At 60.2% G+C, this 18281-nt stretch carries 19 protein-coding genes and 1 pseudogene; 6 read left to right on the forward strand and 14 right to left on the reverse strand.

Annotation, left to right across the window (positions count from 1 at the left end):
• Positions 1-222: 222 nt before the first annotated feature.
• Both B4F27_RS07580 and B4F27_RS07585 read right to left on the reverse strand, forming a co-directional pair.
• Positions 223-1326: an endonuclease/exonuclease/phosphatase family protein gene (locus B4F27_RS07580; protein WP_286759317.1), complete on the reverse strand. Its 1104-nt coding sequence runs from the start codon at positions 1324-1326 to the stop codon at positions 223-225.
• A gap of 109 nt (positions 1327-1435) precedes the next feature.
• Positions 1436-2197 carry a DUF1013 domain-containing protein gene (locus tag B4F27_RS07585; RefSeq protein ID WP_037943117.1) on the reverse strand — a complete coding sequence of 254 codons (762 nt, stop codon included), beginning with the start codon at positions 2195-2197 and terminating at the stop codon, positions 1436-1438.
• Positions 2198-2325: 128 nt separating this feature from the next.
• On the opposite strand from B4F27_RS07585, the gene B4F27_RS07590 reads away from it, so the two are divergent.
• A complete protein-coding gene (locus B4F27_RS07590) occupies positions 2326-2970 on the forward strand; it encodes a ribonuclease T2 (protein WP_286759318.1) in 645 nt (214 codons plus the stop codon).
• Here the strand turns inward: B4F27_RS07590 and B4F27_RS07595 are convergent.
• Entirely contained in the window at positions 2963-3583 is a 621-nt protein-coding gene (locus B4F27_RS07595; RefSeq protein ID WP_005851242.1) for a response regulator, read from the reverse strand. The genes B4F27_RS07590 and B4F27_RS07595 overlap by 8 nt on opposite strands.
• 213 nt (positions 3584-3796) lie before the next feature.
• Between B4F27_RS07595 and B4F27_RS07600 the strand changes: the two genes are divergently transcribed.
• Together B4F27_RS07600 and B4F27_RS07605 are read left to right on the forward strand one after the other, a co-directional pair.
• Positions 3797-4276 carry a molybdopterin-dependent oxidoreductase gene (locus tag B4F27_RS07600; protein ID WP_074636074.1) on the forward strand — a complete coding sequence of 160 codons (480 nt, stop codon included), beginning with the start codon at positions 3797-3799 and terminating at the stop codon, positions 4274-4276.
• 18 nt (positions 4277-4294) lie between these two features.
• Positions 4295-6847, forward strand: coding sequence for a hybrid sensor histidine kinase/response regulator (locus B4F27_RS07605; RefSeq protein ID WP_286759319.1), 2553 nt, complete (start codon positions 4295-4297; stop codon positions 6845-6847).
• Positions 6848-6914: 67 nt separating this feature from the next.
• On the opposite strand, the gene B4F27_RS07610 is transcribed toward B4F27_RS07605, so the two are convergent.
• The 4 genes from B4F27_RS07610 to B4F27_RS07625 all read right to left on the reverse strand — a co-directional run bounded on the left by B4F27_RS07610 (position 6915) and on the right by B4F27_RS07625 (position 10088).
• Complete coding sequence (locus B4F27_RS07610) at positions 6915-7907, reverse strand: NAD(P)H-quinone oxidoreductase (protein WP_184583287.1); 993 nt, start codon at positions 7905-7907, stop codon at positions 6915-6917.
• A gap of 101 nt (positions 7908-8008) precedes the next feature.
• Positions 8009-8605 (reverse strand): energy-coupling factor transporter transmembrane component T family protein, encoded by a 597-nt coding sequence (locus B4F27_RS07615; protein WP_037943106.1) that lies wholly within the window; start codon positions 8603-8605, stop codon positions 8009-8011.
• A complete protein-coding gene (locus tag B4F27_RS07620) occupies positions 8580-9305 on the reverse strand; it encodes an energy-coupling factor ABC transporter ATP-binding protein (RefSeq protein ID WP_286759324.1) in 726 nt (241 codons plus the stop codon). Before B4F27_RS07620 ends, B4F27_RS07615 begins: the two co-directional genes overlap by 26 nt.
• Positions 9306-9389: 84 nt before the next feature.
• Positions 9390-10088 carry a COQ9 family protein gene (locus B4F27_RS07625; protein WP_005851232.1) on the reverse strand — a complete coding sequence of 233 codons (699 nt, stop codon included), beginning with the start codon at positions 10086-10088 and terminating at the stop codon, positions 9390-9392.
• A gap of 115 nt (positions 10089-10203) precedes the next feature.
• Between B4F27_RS07625 and rpsU the strand changes: the two genes are divergently transcribed.
• Positions 10204-10410, forward strand: coding sequence for a 30S ribosomal protein S21 (gene rpsU / locus B4F27_RS07630; protein ID WP_005851231.1), 207 nt, complete (start codon positions 10204-10206; stop codon positions 10408-10410).
• A 155-nt stretch (positions 10411-10565) separates the two neighbouring features.
• Complete coding sequence (gene trhA, locus B4F27_RS07635; protein ID WP_009825931.1) at positions 10566-11216, forward strand: PAQR family membrane homeostasis protein TrhA; 651 nt, start codon at positions 10566-10568, stop codon at positions 11214-11216.
• On the opposite strand, the gene B4F27_RS07640 is transcribed toward trhA, so the two are convergent.
• Positions 11213-11674, reverse strand: coding sequence for an Lrp/AsnC family transcriptional regulator (locus B4F27_RS07640; protein WP_005851227.1), 462 nt, complete (start codon positions 11672-11674; stop codon positions 11213-11215). The genes trhA and B4F27_RS07640 overlap by 4 nt on opposite strands.
• 141 nt (positions 11675-11815) lie before the next feature.
• Between B4F27_RS07640 and ald the strand changes: the two genes are divergently transcribed.
• Positions 11816-12934: an alanine dehydrogenase gene (gene ald / locus B4F27_RS07645; protein ID WP_286759320.1), complete on the forward strand. Its 1119-nt coding sequence runs from the start codon at positions 11816-11818 to the stop codon at positions 12932-12934.
• Between the two features lie 72 nt (positions 12935-13006).
• On the opposite strand, the gene mscL is transcribed toward ald, so the two are convergent.
• The 6 genes and pseudogenes from mscL to B4F27_RS07675 all read right to left on the reverse strand — a co-directional run.
• Positions 13007-13438, reverse strand: coding sequence for a large conductance mechanosensitive channel protein MscL (gene mscL, locus B4F27_RS07650; protein ID WP_005851224.1), 432 nt, complete (start codon positions 13436-13438; stop codon positions 13007-13009).
• Between the two features lie 159 nt (positions 13439-13597).
• Entirely contained in the window at positions 13598-14047 is a 450-nt protein-coding gene (locus tag B4F27_RS07655) for a YtoQ family protein (protein WP_286759321.1), read from the reverse strand.
• A gap of 16 nt (positions 14048-14063) precedes the next feature.
• On the reverse strand, positions 14064-16463 hold the full coding sequence (gene pheT / locus B4F27_RS07660; RefSeq protein WP_168592665.1) for a phenylalanine--tRNA ligase subunit beta: 2400 nt from the start codon (positions 16461-16463) through the stop codon (positions 14064-14066).
• Positions 16464-16546: 83 nt separating this feature from the next.
• Entirely contained in the window at positions 16547-17302 is a 756-nt protein-coding gene (locus tag B4F27_RS07665; RefSeq protein ID WP_286759322.1) for an alpha/beta hydrolase family esterase, read from the reverse strand.
• A 129-nt stretch (positions 17303-17431) separates the two neighbouring features.
• On the reverse strand, positions 17432-17836 hold the full coding sequence (locus tag B4F27_RS07670; protein WP_286759323.1) for a DUF2513 domain-containing protein: 405 nt from the start codon (positions 17834-17836) through the stop codon (positions 17432-17434).
• A pseudogene (locus B4F27_RS07675) lies at positions 17833-18281 on the reverse strand (phenylalanine--tRNA ligase subunit alpha); the annotation flags it as partial. The pseudogene B4F27_RS07675 and the gene B4F27_RS07670, both read right to left, overlap by 4 nt.

Genomic DNA, 18281 nt, shown 5'->3' on the forward strand with positions numbered 1-18281 from the left:
AGTACCCTAACATGTCGTTTCAAGAGACGTTACCGTCGCTGCATAGGCGCGGGGTCAATCCGCGGACAGACGGACCGGCCAGAGGCGCGTGCGTTGGCGTCTGTAAGCGCGCATTTACGCTGTTTTCAGATTCGCGCAAGTGGCAAAATACTTGATACGACAATTCGTTTTTCAAGGAGGCACGCAAAGCGCTGCGTACCGGTGAGCGGTGACGGATCGGGGCTATTTTTCCCAATCCGTGCCGATGGCTTCGCGGTCCTTTTCGCGTTCCTCAGCTGCCATTTCCCGCACCTCGGCGCGCTCTTCGGCGTCGCTTTGTTCGGGCGTGGAATTTGACTGTGGCTCCCCTGTCAGGGCAAGCGAGAACAGGATCGGGAAGTGGTCGGACCCGATATTGGGCAAGCGCGACATACGGATCAGGCGGAACTCTGCATCATGGAACAGATGATCAAGCGGCCAGCGCATGACGGCAATACCCGCGTGAAACGTGTTATAGAAGCCACGTCCGACCCGTGGATCAAGCAGCCCCGACAGCCGCTGAAACCGGCGGGTGGTGGTGGACCAGGCAACGTCGTTCAGATCACCTGTCACGATCGCGGGCAGATCGTCCTTGCTGGCTTCGATGCCGACCAACGCGATCTCTCCGTCGCGGCCTTTGGTGTCGTGATAGGGCACGGGGGGTTCGGGGTGCACGATATACAAACGCCACATCCGCCCTGACGGCATCGCGACCTTGGTCCGGATCGACGGCACATCATCGACCAGCAGGTCCCGCACCTGCGTCTCTGACGGCTCCATCTTGGACATCATGACCACGCCATAGGAGTTATCCTTGGGCACTTTCACCCAATGCGGGTACTGGTCTTTCAGCGCGTCATAAAGCGCGTCGACCCAGTCCGGGTCCACCTCAAGCGCGGCGGCGATATCGGGGTCTTCGGTGCGGATCAGGTCAATCAGACGCTGATATTGCCGATTGGATTGTTTCACGTTTGACGCAAGGATGGTGACACGGTTTTCCGCGTCAGCGGCCTGTGCCTTGGTCGCATCCACGGATTGGCGCGGCCAGAGCGGCGTGAATTTCAGGATGTAGCCCGTGTGGATCGCCGCAATCACAGCGAGGATCGCCAGCGCCGGGTTGCGATGGTCAGGTTCAAGAAACACCAGCGCCACGGCAGCCAGCGCCACGGTCAACACAAACAGCTGCTCACGGGGGAATGCCATCCCCCGGATCGCGCCATGCGGTATCTTGCTAAAGGGAAGCACGCTGATCGCAGCAACGAGTGCGACAACGCCCCAAAACAGACCGAGTAGTATCGTCGCCAGCATGCATGCCCCCTACGTCAAAAAAAGGGGCGCAGAGCGGTTGCCCTGCACCCCTAGCTCAACACAAGGTTAAGCGGATTTGTTCCGAAGCCGCCAGAAGGGCGGAACCGAATTACTTGTCCTCGTCTTCATCCGTGTCGGAACCGCCCTCGGGCAGCTTGAAGAAACTGTCGGCGTCAGAATAGTCGCCGTGGTCTTTTTCTTCGTCATCCGCAGGGTTGCCGGACAGGGTGAACGTTTCCAGACCTTCGATAGAGGTCGGCATCTTCGGTTCCGTATCCATGCCAAGCGATTGTTCGGTGCTGACCAAACGGCGGCGTTCGTCATCGGTCATCAAGCCACCTTCGGCGGCTTTCTTGGCAGCGGCTTTCTGGACGGCGGCGTCCAGTTCGGACTGTTTGCACAGGCCCAAAGCCACGGGATCGATCGGTTGGATGTTCGCAATGTTCCAGTGCGTCCGCTCGCGGATCGCCTGAATGGTTGGCTTGGTGGTGCCGACCAGCTTGCTGACCTGACCGTCGGAGAGTTCGGGGTGGAACTTGACCAGCCAGTAGATCGACGCGGGGCGGTCCTGACGTTTGGACAGCGGCGTATAGCGCGGGCCGCGACGTTTCTCTTCGCCTTGAGCAGACGCGTTGAACTTGAGCTTGAGCTTGTGCAGCGGGTTCGCCTGCCCTTTTTCGATCTCTTCTTCGGTCAGCTGGTTGTTGGCAATCGGGTCAAAGCCCTTCACACCTTGCGCCACGTCACCATCCGCGATGCCCTGCACTTCAAGCTCGTGCATTTCCACGAAATCCGCGATCTGTTTGAAGCTCAAGGTTGTGTTGTCCACCAGCCATACGGCAGTAGCGCGGGCCATAATCGGTTTTGCCATGTCGGTCTCTCCTTAAAACGCACTTTCCCCGTCGCCTGAAATAGGCTGTCCTGCGGGGCAGAACGGTTTCCATTGTGGGGGAACTTGAACGCCTTATACTCGGACCGGCAAAATAAGGAAAGACCCCAATGCGATTGCTGATCCTGTGCCTGTGTCTGTTGCTGGCCCCGATGCCCCGCCCCGCGGCGGCCAAGGGCGAAATTGCAGGGGAATTCGACTATTACGTGCTGGCGCTCAGCTGGTCGCCCAACTGGTGCGCGCTGGAAGGCGATGCGCGCGATTCCGCGCAATGCGACGCGCGCCACGATCACGGCTGGATCATGCACGGGCTTTGGCCGCAGCTGCATCGGGGGTTCCCCTCCTACTGCCGCACCGCCGAACGGCCCCCCACCCGTGGCATGACCGCCGCCATGGCTGACATTATGGGGACGCCCGGTCTGGCGTGGCATCAATGGAAGAAACACGGCAGCTGTACCGGCCTGCCCGCCACCGGATATTTCGATCTGTCGCGTCAGGCCTATGATGCCGTGACCCGCCCCGCGGTCTTTCGCAAGGTCACAGGCGACATCCGACTGCCCGCCTCGGTGGTGGAGGAAGCGTTTCTGAAAGCAAACCCGACGATGGAGGCCGATGGCGTCACTGTCACCTGCAAAAGAGGCTACATTCAAGAAGTGCGTCTATGCCTGTCAAAAACGCTGGAGCCGGTGCCTTGCGGGCGCGACGTGATCAAGGATTGCACGCTGGACGACGCGCTGTTTACCCCGATCAGATAAACCCCGCACTGCGTGCGATCATTGCGGCGTCGGTGCGGTTGCGGGCGTCCAGCTTGCGGCACAGCGTTTTGACGTGCAGCTTGATCGTGACCTCTTGCAACTCTAGGTCGCGGGCGATTTCCTTGTTCGATTTCGCCTCCATCAAGCCGCGCAGAACCTGACGCTCCCGCTCTGACAGGGCCTTTTCAAAGTCGGTTTCTTCGGGATCGTCCTTGCCAGACATAAAGTTGACGGGCGCGTAAATCTCGCCCGCGGCCATAAAGCGGACCGCGTTGACCAGTGATTTCGCAGGCAGCGTCTTGGGCAGGAAACCGATCGCGCCCATGGCCAGCGCCTGTTCCGCGATCAACCGCGTTGCCGTGCCCGAAATCAGACCGACAGGCTTTTCTTCGTTGGCTTTCATGACCTTAGGCAGCGCCTCAAGCCCCTTCATGCCGGGCATCGTATAGTCGAGCAGTACCAGATCAAACGGCCCCTCTGCCTCTATCTTGGCCATCGCTTCGGGCAGGTCGCTTGCTGCAACCGTCTCTGTCCCGCCATCGGCGTCCAGAAACATTGCAATCGTTTCGCGGACCATATCGTGATCGTCCGCAATCAGTATCCGTAATGCCATAAGTTCTTTCCTTCCCTCGCCACCACCTCAATGCTGCTTAAGTAGTCGTAGACCAACTTATGGGCGAATAATAGCACACATGAGGATAGGATAACTGTGTCGAATTTTTGACGGCTATACCTTCGTATAGTAAGAATACCCTTAATCTCAGTCGCTCTCCAAACGGCGTTAACCTAAGGTTGATGTACAAACACAGGGGAAGGATACCGAGTTATGACGTTTCAAGCTTTCACCAAGACAATCACCGCCGCACTGTGCGGTGCCGCATTGGCCACTGCTGTGAGTGCACAAGAAGACGCCGTTCTGACCGTCACGACAGGCGACATGGAACACACCTATACGATGGAGCAGCTGAAAGAACTGCCGTCGTCCAGCTTCGAGACCGAAACCATCTGGACCGAAGGCGCGCAGACCTTTCAGGGCGTATCGCTCAAGGATCTGATGGACACGCTGGACGTGTCCGAAGGTATGATCGAAGCAACCGCGATCAACGACTATGCGGTCGAAATCCCGATGGAGGATGCGGTGTCCGACGGGCCGATCATCGCCTATGCCAACAACGACAAAGAGATGTCGCGCCGCGGGAAAGGTCCGCTATGGATTGTCTATCCCTATGACAGCGACGTAAAGTACCAGACAGAAACGATCTATAGCCGTTCTATCTGGCAGTTGAACCGGCTGGCGATCAAGTAACCGCAAGGCATGTTTACCATGGCCGATTTGATGCAGGACGGCCCACAGCGCAACAGGGTAAGATATATTCTTGCCCTGGCGCTGATGGTCGGCATCCTGCTTGCCGGTTACCTGGCGTTCAACGTCTGGGACCGCGTGCGCGCCCTTGGCAGCGCGCAGCAGGATCATGCCGAATGGGTGTTCTCGCAGCTTGAAATCGACTTTCTCAAACTGGATGGTGCCGTTGAACAGGCGCGGTCAGGTGCCGAAAATGATCTGGCGAACCTGCGCAAACGGTTCGACATCTTCTACAGCCGCACCGAAGTCGCCGAACGCGTACAGCAAAGCGGCGACCTAAGCCGGGAAATCCAGAAGATACAAGCGGTTCTGGACACACAGATCCCCCTGATCGACGGCAGCAATGAGGCGCTCGCCGCCGGTGTGCCCGCCCTATCGGAAGCGCTGGCCACGGTCGAGGATATGCCGCGCAACATCGGGCTTGCCTCCATCTCCTTTGCCGCCAAAGCGGCGGAGGCCGAGCGCAAAGAGATCGCGCAGCTGATCGAGATCTTGCTGGTGATCGTGGTGACCGTGACCATTGCGCTACTGGGGGCGATCCTCCGGCTGTCGCGCCAGACGATCACGCTCAACCGTGCCTCGCGCGAGGTCGAACGCAACCACTCGCAACTGGCGACCATGCTACGCGCCTCGCTTGATGCGGTAATGGTGCTGTCGGTAGATGGCGAGATTATCGATTTCAACGGCTCTGCCGAAGAGGTCTTTAGCATCTCGCGCGATCATGCGCTTGGGCGCAGCTACATCGAACTGCTGGTCCCCCCTAAACTGCGCCATCGCCAACGGGATAACCTCGCCCATTTCAACGCAACGGGCAAAACGCGGCTGGCCGAAACCGGCCGTCACGAGACAGAGATGATCGACGGCACCGGCCGCATTTTCCCTGTCGAACTTTCCGTGTCGCTGGCGCGGTCAAACGACGCGCCGGTTTTCGTCACCTATATCCGCGACATCACCGACAAACTGCAAAAAGAGCAAGAGATCATCCGCGCCCGCGACGAGGCACTGGATGCCTATCAGGAAAAATCGCGTTTCTTCGCGATGATGAGCCACGAGATGCGCACGCCGCTGAACGGCATCCTCTCTGCCATCCACTTGCTGCACGACGACAAGCTGGACGCCGAACAGCGCAAATACGTCGAAGCCGCATTGAAATCCGGTGACATCCTACTGGGCCATATCGACGACGTGCTAGCCATCGAACGCAGCGAGGCCGAAACCAACGACAACGAGTTGCAAGCCAGTGATATGGTCGCGCTGACCGCCGGCATGGTCAACACCATGACGCCACTGGCCAAGACATCGGACACGCGGCTGCATCTGGATCAGGACGGGCTGACCGACACACCCATCCTGACAGACCCGCGCGCGGTGCAGCAGATTCTGGTCAACCTCATCAGCAACGCGATAAAATTCAGCCCCGACGACGATATTGTGCTTAGCGCGACCTATGACATGGAACCGGCCAATGCGCCGATGCTGCATATCGAAGTGGCAGACAATGGCCCCGGTATCCCGCCCGATGACCTCAAGCGGATTTTCGAGGATTACGTATCGCTCGACAGCCGCTACGAACGGCGCACAGGGGGCACCGGTCTGGGGCTGGGCATCGTGCGGCGGCTGGTGCACCGTCTGGGCGGCACGATCACCTGCGTCTCCGAGGTTGGCAAAGGCGCGCGGTTTATCGTGCGACTGCCAGCAGACTTCGTGCAGACAGAAGCCCCGCAGCCCGTCGCCCAACCGCAGCTTGATACCGAAGACACCCCCGCGATGAACCTGCTGGTTGTCGACGATAACGAGATCAACCGCGATCTGCTTAAGGCGATGCTGGGCCGTCTGGGTCACGAGGTCACCCTTGCCAGCAGCGGCCCCGAAGGCATCGATCGTGCGGCCGAACAGAGGTTTGACGCGATCCTGATGGATATTTCGATGCCGGGGATGAGCGGGCTACAGGCCACGCAGGTGATCCTTCAAGGGGGCGGGCCCAATGCCGATACCCCGATCATGGCTGTGACCGCCCACGCCCTGCCCAACGAACGCGCGGCATTTACCGCGGGCGGGATGACCGGCTTTCTGCAAAAACCCATCAACACGCGCCGTCTGAAAACCGCGCTAAGCGAGCTTGTGATGCCCGCCGCTGAGGGTGCCTCTGATGCGACTGAAGCGACGCACGCCGAGCCGCAGCATCCGGTGTTGAACGCCAATCAGGTGAACGAATTGTTTGAACTGCTTGGTCCTGAAAAGCTTGCCGATCGCATTGGCAATCTGCGGCAACGGGTAGAGGGGCAATTGCCGCCCCTTGCCTCTGCCGAGGACCGCGACGATCTGCAACGCAAGACCCACGACCTTGCCGGGTTGTGCGGCATGTTCGGCGCAGAGCGTATGCACGCGCTGCTCGCCACCATCGAACAGGACTGCAAACAGGGCGACGTAGATAAAGCCCGTGATCAGGTCGCCAAAGTACCCGCGGCATGGGCCGAAACCCTTGATGCATGGGAGGCGCGCCTGTCGGCGTAACGCCCCCTGAACGACAAAGGGCACCCTGATATCAGAGCGCCCCTTGCCAGATCTCACTGCCCGCCGCTTAGGCGTTGGCGTCGACCTTCAACACGATCTTGCCGATATGGCCGCTTGTCTCCATGCGGGCGTGCGCCTCGCTCGCGTCCTCGAACGCGTATTCGCTGTCCATCACCGGTGCGATCTTGCCCGCGTCCAGCAGTGGCCAGACCTTCTCGCGCAGCTCTTCCGCGATCTTGGCCTTGGCCAGATCGCTTTGTGGACGCAGGGTGCTGCCGGTCATCGTCAGACGGCGTGTCATCAGCGTGGCAAAGTTCACCTCTACCTTCGGCCCGCTGAGGAAGGCGATCTGCACAAGACGGCCGTCTTCGGCCAGCGCTTGCAGGTTGCGCGGGATGTAATCGCCGCCGACCATATCAAGGATCAGGTCTGCCCCGCCCTCGGCTTTCAGCACATCAACGAAATCCGAGTCACGGTAGTTGATCGCGGCCTCGGCCCCGAGTTTGGCGCAGGCGTCGCATTTGCTGTCAGTGCCTGCCGTGGCAAAAACCCGTGCGCCGAATTCGCGCGCCAGCTGGATCGCTGTCGTCCCGATGCCCGACGACCCGCCATGCACCAAGAACCGTTCGCCCGCTTTCAGGCCACCGCGCATGAACACATTGGACCAGACGGTGAAGAATGTCTCGGGCAGGCAGGCAGCTTCCTTCATGTCCATGCCCTTGGGCACCGGCAGACAATGGGCCGCAGGCGTCGCGACATATTCCGCATAGCCGCCACCGGGCAGCAGCGCGCAGACCTTGTCGCCGACAGCCAGATCGCTGACGCCTTCACCCACGGCGGACACCACACCCGAGGCTTCAAGCCCGGGAAGATCGCTGGCAGTCGGGGGCGGCGCATACATGCCCGCACGTTGCAGCGCATCGGGGCGGTTCACACCGGCATAGGCCACTTTGATCACTACTTGCCCGTGGGCCGGCTGCGGCATGGGGCGGTCGGTGGGTTGCAGCACTTCGGGCCCGCCGGCCTTGGTGATCTCTATCGCACGCATGGTTTCTGTCATCGACTACGTCTCCTCCGTAAATCTGTTTTGCCGCACCATAGGCACGGTTTTCGGCACACACAATGCGAACTGACAGGCGTCAGGTCGCGGAGGGTCTCACATCAAAGCCCGCCACGGGCACGCAGGGCCTCGGCCACATGTTCGGCGTCGTCAATCGCCAGCACGGTAAACGGGATGATCATCCGCCAGCCGACCCGTTTGGTGGATCGCGCGCGCCATGACTGCGCCAGCAACTGGCCCTTTTGCGCCAGAACGGGAGTAAAGCGGATGACGAGGGCGATGCCCAGTTCGATCGCGCGGGTCTGGATGCCAAGACGGCGCAGCGGCGTTGTCAGCCATGTCACCACAGCCACCATCTGCGCCAGCTTGGTCGTCATGGTCACTAGATTCGCCAGCGCCACCGCTGTCATCATCCGCAACGTCACGGTCGCCCCCGCCATGATGTCATGGGTCACGATATGCCAGACCATGATCAGCACAACGAAGGGCAGCAGCACCCGCAAGCGCGCCAGCCCCACCTTGAAAAACCGCCATCCCGGCAGCGCATAAAGCAACAGGGTCACCGCCAGCGCCGCCGCCTGCAGCGCGGGGTGGGTCAGGCTGAATAGCCCCATCGTCGCCACGCAAAGCGCTGCCAGCTTTGCCCCCGCAGGCCAACCGTGGGCGCGGGTCTCAACCGGGGAGGTGAGTGAAATCATAGCTTTCCCCGATCTCTTGCATCTGTGCCACAAAGGCTTGGGTCACCTGAGGCACCGCGCCGTCCTGCACGATCTTCCCCTGATCGATCCAAATCATCCGGTCATAGGTCGCCAGATGCGCGGGGTCATGGGTGATGTGCACCAGATGCGCCTCTACCGCGTGCAGCACGCGCGTGAGGTGCATCATCGTCGGGATATCAAGCCCCGCAAAAGGTTCATCGAGGATGATCAGGCGCGGCTGCATGGCAAGGATCGACATCAGACAGACCAGCTGCCGCTGCCCCTGAGATAGTTGATGGATCGCCGCCTTCGCCCAATGGCTGCGGTTAAAGCGGGCGAGGATATCCGCCGTTCTCTCTGCCGCCTCTTTTGCGGAGTGTTTCAGCTGGGTCAGGCCAAAGCTGATCTCTTCTTCCACCGTGGGGAAGATAATCTGGTGATCGGGGTTCTGGAACAGGATGCCGACCTGCCGCAAGGCCGCCTTGCGGTCCTTGACCACATCCACCCCGTTGATCCGCAGCTTGCCCGACGACGGGGCCACCAGCCCCGCCAGCACCCGTGCCAGAGATGTCTTGCCGGAGCCGTTCCGCCCGACAATACCAATCCGCCGCTCGGATGCCTGCAGTGTCACATCACATAGCACCGAGGTTCCTTCGGGGGTGTAGGAAACCTTCTCCAGATCGATCAGAAACGGGTGCATATGCGTGAGTACCAATAAGCCGCGCCCGCGCCGGATGCGGACGCCGCAGCACCTAGCAGGTCTGGTCTGGCGAGGAAAGCCAGCCTAGGGACGCGGGCTGCCCCAGCTGCCGGGAAGATCACTGCGGTTCAGCCGCGAGGGGGCTTTCACATGGGAAAGCAACCAGTTGGGCCCGGCCATCAACATGCTGAGCGTCGGGCTGCTGTTCACCTGCGCCTTGACCTTTTCGATCTGCATCACATTCTCGATCCGCCGATCAAGGAAGGCCCATGTCTCTGCGTGGCCCTCGCTGGTATCGCCCAACCAGAACAGCACGGTCGAGGAATAGACCGCGCTCAGCGTGGCGCGTTTGGTGTACCAGTTCACGTCTTCGGACGTATCCCCCAAGGCAGCCCATATGGCATCCGCCGTCCCCCAGACCAGTTTGGCCCCCTCGGGCGCATATTGCGGCAGGGCAAACAGGGTTGTCCCACGACGTACCGCCTCTTTGTCCGTGGCGGCTTCGAGACGGAAGCGGACCATAGCGGCAACCTTGGCCGAGAATTTCATCTCGGTCATGTTTTCGGCCTTCATCCGGTCAATCATCTGCTGATCGCCCCGCTTGTGATAGGCGACGGCCAGGTCGACGGCACCGCGCGGACAGACAGCACGCGCGACGGTCGGGTCCATGCCGGTATCGCTGACCGCAGCCTTGAACGTCGCCTCTGACCAGCCGTCAAACGCGACATGCATCAGCGCGGCATCCAGCAGCTGTTCTTTCGGTGTCTGGGACGTGTTCGTCATAGCGGCCTCCTGAAGGGGTGATTGGCTTTGCTCTAGACAATATAGGTTTCGGTTGCTATATGGCCAGTTCCTGCAAATCCTTGCAACTTCAAACTAGAAAGGTGGTGAAAACCACATGCAGGTTAGTGTTCGCGATAACAACGTCGATCAAGCGCTGCGCGCCCTGAAGAAAAAACTTCAGCGCGAGGGTGTGTTTCGTGAAATGAAGCTTAAGCAGCATTTCGAGAAACCTTCCGAGAAAAAAGCACGCGAGAAAGCAGAAGCGATCCGCCGTAGCCGCAAACTGGCACGGAAGAAATTGCAGCGCGAAGGCATGATGTAAATCATCCAAGCGACGCATAAGAATACGAACCCCCGTTACCTTTCGGTGCCGGGGGTTTTCTTTTGTCTGCCGCTGCGCGCGTGGTGACGCATGGGTACAGTAGACAGGACCCGACGGCAGAGCGTATCGCAAAGCGGCCAGAGACAGGACAGACCATGACCCAGCCCACCTACCCCAGCGTTGCCCCGATCCACCGGCGGGCTGATCTGATCGTCCACCTTGTGGGGCTTGCGCTGATTCTTGGGGCTGGCGGCGCGTTGGTGATGAAATCGGCCACATCGCTGCAAACGGCGGTGACGGTCGCGGTGGTGGTCTATGTGCTTTGCGCGCTGGCATCAAACCTTGCATCCTGCGCCTACCACTTCGCGCCGTGGCATGACGCGCGCAAATTGATGCGGCGGATTGATCATGCGGCGATCTACCCCAGCATCGCGGGCACATTTACGCCGTTCTTCGTGCAGGCCGGCACGACATGGACGATCACGCTGCTTTGTGTGTCATGGGGGCTGGCGCTGGTGGCGATGTACAAAAAAATCACCGACCCGCAGGTTCAGGGCAAGTGGTCCACCGCGTCCTATCTGGGGCTGGGCGCCATTGGCCTTTGCGCACTGCCGGACCTGACAGGGGTGCCGCTGGCAACACTCTGGTGCATCATCGGCGGGGCATTTGCCTATGTGATCGGCGTCGGCTTTTATGTGCGCCGCGCCATGCGCTTTCGCTATGCGACATGGCACGCTTGGGTCAATATCGGCGGCATCGCGATGTTCGCGGGCATCTGGATGGCGCTGTTTCCGTCCGCGATTTAACCGACTGGCAGCGCTGTGGTGTTGCACACCGTGCGCAGCGCAAAGCTGGATTGCATCTGCCCCACACCGGGCAACCGCGCCAAATGCTGGCGATGGATGCGGGCGAAATCCTCGGTATTTTCGGCCACGACCTTAAGCAGGTAATCCGCGGCCCCCGCCATCAGGTGGCATTCCAGCACATCGGGAATACGCGCGACCGCCTTTTCAAAGGCGTCCAGCACCTCGTCCGCTTGGCCTTGTAGGGTGATCTCGACAAACACCGTCGTGGGGACGCCCATCTTGCGCGGGTTCAGCAGGGCGACGTAATCGCGGATATACCCTTCGGCTTCCAGCCGCTGCACGCGCCGGTGACAGGCCGACGGCGACAGATGTACCTTTTCCGACAGGTCAGAGTTCGACATCCGCCCGTTGCGTTGCAGGGCAGTAAGGATGCGGCGATCGATGTCGTCTAGACTCATGTGGCGCAATACTTTCGCGTGAAATAACCAATATGCAGCAGAGTATTCGAAGAGCAACGGGGATAACGGCCCATAATCCGTGCCCAATTGCGTATCGAGGGGCGTACCGTAATTCAAATGCACCCTCAATAGGATGAACTCATGAAAATCGGTTGCCCCAAAGAAATCAAGCCACAGGAATTCCGCGTCGGCATGACCCCGAATGCCGCTTACGAGGCGGTGAACAAGGGACATGAGGTTGTTATCGAAGCAGGGGCCGGCATCGGCGCTGGTTTTGATGACGCCGCCTATACCGACGCAGGCGCGACGATCCTTGCCACCGCGCAAGAGGTCTTCAACAGCGCCGACATGATCGTCAAGGTCAAGGAACCCCAAGCGGCTGAACGCAAGATGCTCCGCGAAGGGCAGATCCTGTTCACCTATCTGCACCTCGCCCCCGACCCCGAACAGACCAAGGATCTTCTCGCTTCCGGGGCGACTTGTATCGCCTATGAAACCGTCACCGACCGCAATGGTGGCTTGCCGCTGCTTGCGCCAATGTCCGAAGTCGCGGGTCGTCTGGCCCCGCAGGTGGGCGCATGGACGCTGCAAAAAGCCAACGGCGGGCGCGGCGTGCTGATGGGCGGCGTCCCCGGCGTTGGTCCGGCGCGTGTGGTCGTGATCGGCGGCGGTGTTGTCGGTACCCACGCCGCACGCATTGCCGCTGGTATGGGCGCGGATGTCACCGTGCTTGACCGGTCCCTGCCCCGTCTGCGCTATCTGGATGACATCTATGGCGGCGTGTTCAACACCTCTTACGCCTCGGCGGGCAATACGATCGAACTGGCGCGCGAGGCTGATATGATCATCGGTGCCATCCTGATCCCCGGTGCCGCCGCCCCCAAGCTGATCAGCCGCGCGCAACTGTCCGAGCTCAAGCCCGGCGCGGCGCTGGTGGACGTGGCGATTGACCAAGGCGGCTGCTTTGAAACCTCGAAAGCGACCACCCACCAAGACCCCGTATACGACGTGGACGGCATCATGCACTACTGCGTTGCCAACATGCCCGGTGCCGTGGCGCGGACATCGACCATTGCGCTTGGCAACGCCACGATGCCGTTCATGCTGGCACTGGCGGATAAAGGCTGGAAGCAAGCCTGCACCGACGATCCCCACCTCAAGGCAGGTCTGAACGTGCACGCAGGTCAGCTGACCTACGCCGCCGTGGCCGACGCGCTCGGGATGGAGGCGATCACCGCCGATCAGGCCATCGCCGGTTAACCACCCCCTACGCACCACGAAAAGGGCCCGCAGTGCACCTGCGGGCCTTTTCGTGTCACGCGGTTGAAACGTTTACTTCTTGGCAAGCTCATCGCGAATTTGCAGCAGCACATCCAACTGGCTGGGGCCAGTCGCCACTTCGGGAGCGACATCATCAGGGCGTTCGGCCAGCGATTTCAGCCGGTTAACGGATTTGACCAGCATAAACACCACAAAAGCGATGATCAGGAAGTTGATGCAGGCCGTGATGAACGCGCCATAGGCAAAGATCGCCGCGCCGGTTTCGCGCGCCGCGTCCAGACCGGTACCCGCAGGCACATCGCCAGACAGCACCACATACATGCTGGTGAAATCAACGCCGCCAAGGACCAGACCGATCACAGGGTTGATCAGATCGCTGACCAGCGAGGTCACAATAGCCGTAAAGGCCGCGCCGATAATGATACCGACTGCCAGGTCCATAACATTGCCCTTGGCAATGAAATCCTTGAATTCTTGAATCATGTCTGTCCCTCGTATGATTGAAAGCCGTGTCCGCTACGTCGCACGACATACTGCGCATGCGTTAGCACAAGTTTTCCAGATAACGATGGGTTTTTGTCGGATAAGCACGGTTTTCCCCCTTACAGAGGCGAAAACCGCGCAATCCGGTGCAAAGCGTGCTTACGCTGGCAGGGTGCCTGTCAGCACATAGCGCAGGATCTGCACGACCTGCGCGGGCTCTTGGGCGACAGCCAAAGCTGCGGCGTCGACCTCTTTCAGCGCGTGCGCGTGGTCGGTCCCATGCAGGATCACCAGCGATTTACCCAGAGCCGCCGCATAGCCCGCATCAAAAGCCGCGTTCCACTGTTTGTACTGATCGCCAAAACGCACGACGACGACATCCGCCTCTTCGATGCCCTTGCGCGTGCGGATCGCGTTCAGCTGTGCGCCCTTGCGGTCGTGCCAGAACTTGTTTTCCTCGGCCCCCAGAATCGCCACACCGCAGTCGTCGCTGGCCGCGTGGTCGGTGACAGGGCCGGTGAACACAACATCCAACCCCGCCGCGCCATCGATGATCTGATCGCGCCAGTCGGTGTGGATTTCACCCGAGAGATATACATGCAGTGTCATACCGCCTCCGTTCGCTTTAGCCGCGCAGCACGCCGCCGCTGGCTTTGGTCACCTTGTCGATGACCTTGGCGCCAACCGCCTCGATATCCGCGTCTTTCAGTGTCTTGTCGCTTGGCTGCATCCGTACCGTGAGGGCGAGCGATTTTTTCCCCTCGCCCAAGGCACCGCCGATGAATTCATCAAAGACGCGCACATCGTCAATCAGGGCCTTGTCCGCCCCCATCGCCGCATTGACCAGCGTCAGCGCGTCAACATCGGCGTCCACCACAAAGGCAAAGTCACGTTCCACCGCTTGCAGCGCGCTGGTGTTCAGCGCGGGACGTGTGGCACCGGACTTGCGCGGCAAGGGCACCTCGGCTGGCCAGATGGTGAAGCCCATCGCGGGCCCTTTGACATCCAGTGCCGCCAGAACCCGCGGGTGAATTTCGCCAAAGACGCCAAGCACTTTTTTCGGGCCAAGGCAGATCTGCCCGTGACGCCCGGGGTGGAACCAGTCAGCGCCATTGCGGTTGATCTGCACCTTGGCGGGGGCACCGATGGCAGACAAGACCGCCTCGATATCCGCCTTGACGTCGAACACATCGACCGGACGCGATGCGCCATGCACATCTTTGGGGCCGGTGCTGCCGGTCAGCAGGCCGCTGATCTGCAGATGCTGATCGCCGGGCTCGCCGCCGGTGAAGACGGGGCCGACCTCGAACAGCGCCATGTCAGGGAAGCCCCGCGCCTGATTGCGGGCCGCGGCCTGCAGCAAGGCGGGCAGCAGCGAGGGGCGCATATGGCTCATGTCATTGCTGATCGGATTTTCCAGACGGGTGTCATCGGTGCCGCCACCAAACAGCGCAGCAGACGCCTGATCGATAAAGCTGTAAGACACACATTCGTTATAACCCAAGGCCGCACAGGCGCGGCGCGCGATGGCCTCGCGGCGCTGCATCGGCGACAGGACGGGCTTGGGCACGCCGGTCGTCAGGCGCGGCAAGGGGCGCCCTTCAAGCTTGGTGAGTGACGCAATCCGCGCGACTTCCTCGACCAGATCGGCTTCGCCCTGCACATCGGGGCGCCAGCTTGGGACATGCGCCATGTCGCCTTCCAGACGGAAGCCAAGCGCCGTCAGCGTCTTGCGCTGCTCGCTTTCCGAAATGGTCATCCCCACCAGCGACTGCACGCGCGCCGCGTCCAGCTTGTAGGCACGAGAATAGTCCGGCACCTTGCCCGCGACGACAACTTCGGACGCCTCACCGCCTGCGATGTCCAGGATCATCTGCGTCGCATGTTCGATGGCATAGGGCGTCCATTCGGGGTCGATCCCCCGTTCAAAGCGATAGCGCGCGTCCGAGTTGATCTTGAGCGCGCGGCCCGTGTAGGCGGTGCGCACCGGATCGAAATAGGCCGCTTCGACAAAGACATTCACCGTGTCCATGGAACAGCCGCTTTCCGCGCCGCCCATCACACCCGCGATGCTTTCGACCTTTTCGGCGTCCGAAATCAGGGTCATGCCTTCGCTGAAGGTATATTCCTTGTCGTCCAGCCCCATCAGGGTCTCGCCACCCTTGGCGCGGTGGATGCGCAGGCTGTTACCCGCGACCTTATCCGCGTCGAACACGTGCAAAGGACGGTTGCGGTCATAGGTGAAGAAGTTCGTCACATCGACGAGGAACGAGATCGGGCGCAGGCCAATAGCGCGCAGCTTGTCCTGCAACCACGCCGGCGACGGGCCGTTTTTGACGCCGCGGATCACACGACCGTAGAAAACCGGACATTGGTCCAGCGTGTCTTCGTCGATCGAAACAGAGATCGGGCACGGGAACTGCCCCTCGACCGCTGGCACATCGCGCTGTTTCAGCGTGCCCAGACCACGAGCCGCCAGATCACGCGCGATCCCGCGCACACCCAAGGCATCCGGGCGGTTGGGGGTGATCGCGATCTCGATCACGGGGTCAACCTTGGCGGGGTCGTTTTCCGCCAGCCAGTCGATAAAACGGTCGCCGACATTGCCCGAGGGCAGCTCGATGATACCGTCATGTTCTTCGGACAGCTCAAGCTCGCGCTCTGACGCCATCATGCCAAAGCTTTCGACGCCACGGATCTTGCCAACGCCAATGGTGGTATCGATGCCCGGCACATAGACGCCCGGCTTTGCCACAACCACGGTGATGCCCTGACGCGCGTTCGGGGCACCGCAGATGATCTGCTGGACGCCTTCGTCGGTATCCACCTGACAGATCTGCAAACGATCCGCGTCGGGGTGCTTTTCTGCCGATTGCACATAGCCCAGCGTAAAATCCGCCAGCTTCGCGCCACGGTCTTCGACGCCTTCGACCTCGAGCCCCAGATCGGTCAGCGCATAGGTGATTTCATCGATCGACGCGGTGGTGTCGAGATGTTCCTTCAGCCAGGACAGTGTGAATTTCATGGCGGTGATCCTCATGCAATGCTTGCGCTAGGGCGTAGCGTTTAATCGGCGCGGTTTCAATGCGGTGCGGCTGCGTTTTGCGCCTAGCCCGGTGTTTTGGGCATCAACCCGTCCAGCTGGTAGCCAAGCCATCCGGTCGGGATGAAATGTCCGCCGGTATGGATGTCCAGCGTCACGCTGCGGTCGCCGGCGCAATTGTCCCAAGCGAAATGCGCGAACTCTACCCCCGGGGCGAGGGTCAGCGCGCCGTCCAGCCGGCCCTTGCCGCAGCGGAACGCCTTGCGCCACAGAGCGACGACATTGGTGGTGTCATGCTCAGGCCCGCGCGGCAGGCTCATCCACAGGTCGTTGAGCCCGTGCACATGGCGGACCTGACGCGGCGGGTTGGCGCAGGTGCTGGACTGTTTGATCGTGCCCGACATGGTCATCAGCCCCGCGATCCGGTCGCCGCGCGCGCAGGCATAGCGCCACGCCATCGCTGCGCCAAAGCTGAACCCCGAGATATAGATCTGGCTTTGATCCACCGGATAGCGTTTCGCCACATCCGCCAGCACCGCGTCAGCAAAGGCGATATCCGCAGGGTCATCCTGCCAGAACCGCCACGCCCGATGCTGCGCCGACGGGGCCACCAGCATCACGCCACGGGGCTTTGTTTCAGACCCGATACGCGGATGATGGATCACCGTGCGCCCGCGCCGCAGGAACGCGTGAAAATGCATCATGACAGGCAGGGGCGTCACGCCGTCCCAATCGTCGGGCATCAGGATATTGTAACTGCGGTCACCGAGCTTGCAGACGGTATCCCCGCCGCAGGGCGGGAGGGTTTGGGCGGTGGCCAAATGAGTTGCGGCAAAAAAAAGAGCTAAAATATTCAGACGAAATAAAAATTTAGGAAACAATTTCATCCTCATAAATCAGTATCAATTCGAAAAAATCTAGGCCCCAAAGTGGATAAGTCCGGCAAACCGTTAGACATCAATGCCTGTTTTGTCAGATATCGTTTTCCTCAAAAACCCCACTGCCAGCGACTTCACAATTTCGATCGTAGCGTTGCCCCCAGTTTCGGCCACTGTTGCTTTGGTCTTCTCCCAGATATCGTTGTCCCGAACTGCATCAAGGTAGTCGTGACCTTTCCACGTTAGGCTAATTTCTTCGGTAGCAACGACATCAGCTGAACCTTCTTTAGTTCGATATTTCGACTTTACCATGATTCCAAAGGCGCTCTGTTTACGAGTGATCAGACCGGCTTCGATCATTTTATCTAATTGGTATTTGTCAAATGTTCCCATATCGCTAGGCAGCATATAGTGGCCACTTGGACTGGCCTCGCACTCAAGCAGCAGATGACGTATCCGGTCAAAATCGCGCTTCACCTACTCAAACCACCATGCAAATTCGGCTGATCCAAGCTCGCGAACCCGTAATGCCGCAACCAGCGCAGGTCTGAATCAAAGAACGCCCGCAGATCAGGGATGCCGTATTTCAGCATCGCGATACGGTCGATGCCCATGCCGAAGGCAAAGCCTTGCCATTCGTTCGGGTCGATCCCGCCCGCTTGCAGCACCTTCGGGTGGACCATGCCGGAGCCCAGCACCTCCATCCAGCCGTCGCCTTCGCCGATGCGCAGCTGTCCGTCGACCCAGGAACACTGGATATCAACCTCTGCCGATGGTTCGGTGAAGGGGAAATGCGAGGCGCGGAAGCGGGTCTTGATGCCTTCGACTTCGAAAAACGCGCTAAAGAATTCCTCGAGCGTCCATTTCAGGTTCGCCATAGAGATGTCTTTGTCGATCGCCAGACCTTCGACCTGATGGAACA

Origin of the sequence: Sulfitobacter sp. UBA1132, from assembly GCF_002311545.1 — a bacterium.
Taxonomy (GTDB): domain Bacteria; phylum Pseudomonadota; class Alphaproteobacteria; order Rhodobacterales; family Rhodobacteraceae; genus Sulfitobacter; species Sulfitobacter pontiacus.

Excerpts from the sequence above, each read along its gene's own strand:
- B4F27_RS07580 (WP_286759317.1), bottom strand. The coding sequence starts at position 1,326 with ATGCTGGCGACGATACTACTCGGTCTGTTTTGGGGCGTTGTCGCACTC.
- B4F27_RS07585 (WP_037943117.1), bottom strand. The coding sequence starts at position 2,197 with ATGGCAAAACCGATTATGGCCCGCGCTACTGCCGTATGGCTGGTGGAC.
- B4F27_RS07590 (WP_286759318.1), top strand. The coding sequence starts at position 2,326 with ATGCGATTGCTGATCCTGTGCCTGTGTCTGTTGCTGGCCCCGATGCCC.
- B4F27_RS07595 (WP_005851242.1), bottom strand. The coding sequence starts at position 3,583 with ATGGCATTACGGATACTGATTGCGGACGATCACGATATGGTCCGCGAA.
- B4F27_RS07600 (WP_074636074.1), top strand. The coding sequence starts at position 3,797 with ATGACGTTTCAAGCTTTCACCAAGACAATCACCGCCGCACTGTGCGGT.
- B4F27_RS07605 (WP_286759319.1), top strand. The coding sequence starts at position 4,295 with ATGGCCGATTTGATGCAGGACGGCCCACAGCGCAACAGGGTAAGATAT.
- B4F27_RS07610 (WP_184583287.1), bottom strand. The coding sequence starts at position 7,907 with ATGACAGAAACCATGCGTGCGATAGAGATCACCAAGGCCGGCGGGCCC.
- B4F27_RS07615 (WP_037943106.1), bottom strand. The coding sequence starts at position 8,605 with ATGATTTCACTCACCTCCCCGGTTGAGACCCGCGCCCACGGTTGGCCT.
- B4F27_RS07620 (WP_286759324.1), bottom strand. The coding sequence starts at position 9,305 with ATGCACCCGTTTCTGATCGATCTGGAGAAGGTTTCCTACACCCCCGAA.
- B4F27_RS07625 (WP_005851232.1), bottom strand. The coding sequence starts at position 10,088 with ATGACGAACACGTCCCAGACACCGAAAGAACAGCTGCTGGATGCCGCG.
- rpsU (WP_005851231.1), top strand. The coding sequence starts at position 10,204 with ATGCAGGTTAGTGTTCGCGATAACAACGTCGATCAAGCGCTGCGCGCC.
- trhA (WP_009825931.1), top strand. The coding sequence starts at position 10,566 with ATGACCCAGCCCACCTACCCCAGCGTTGCCCCGATCCACCGGCGGGCT.
- B4F27_RS07640 (WP_005851227.1), bottom strand. The coding sequence starts at position 11,674 with ATGAGTCTAGACGACATCGATCGCCGCATCCTTACTGCCCTGCAACGC.
- ald (WP_286759320.1), top strand. The coding sequence starts at position 11,816 with ATGAAAATCGGTTGCCCCAAAGAAATCAAGCCACAGGAATTCCGCGTC.
- mscL (WP_005851224.1), bottom strand. The coding sequence starts at position 13,438 with ATGATTCAAGAATTCAAGGATTTCATTGCCAAGGGCAATGTTATGGAC.
- B4F27_RS07655 (WP_286759321.1), bottom strand. The coding sequence starts at position 14,047 with ATGACACTGCATGTATATCTCTCGGGTGAAATCCACACCGACTGGCGC.
- pheT (WP_168592665.1), bottom strand. The coding sequence starts at position 16,463 with ATGAAATTCACACTGTCCTGGCTGAAGGAACATCTCGACACCACCGCG.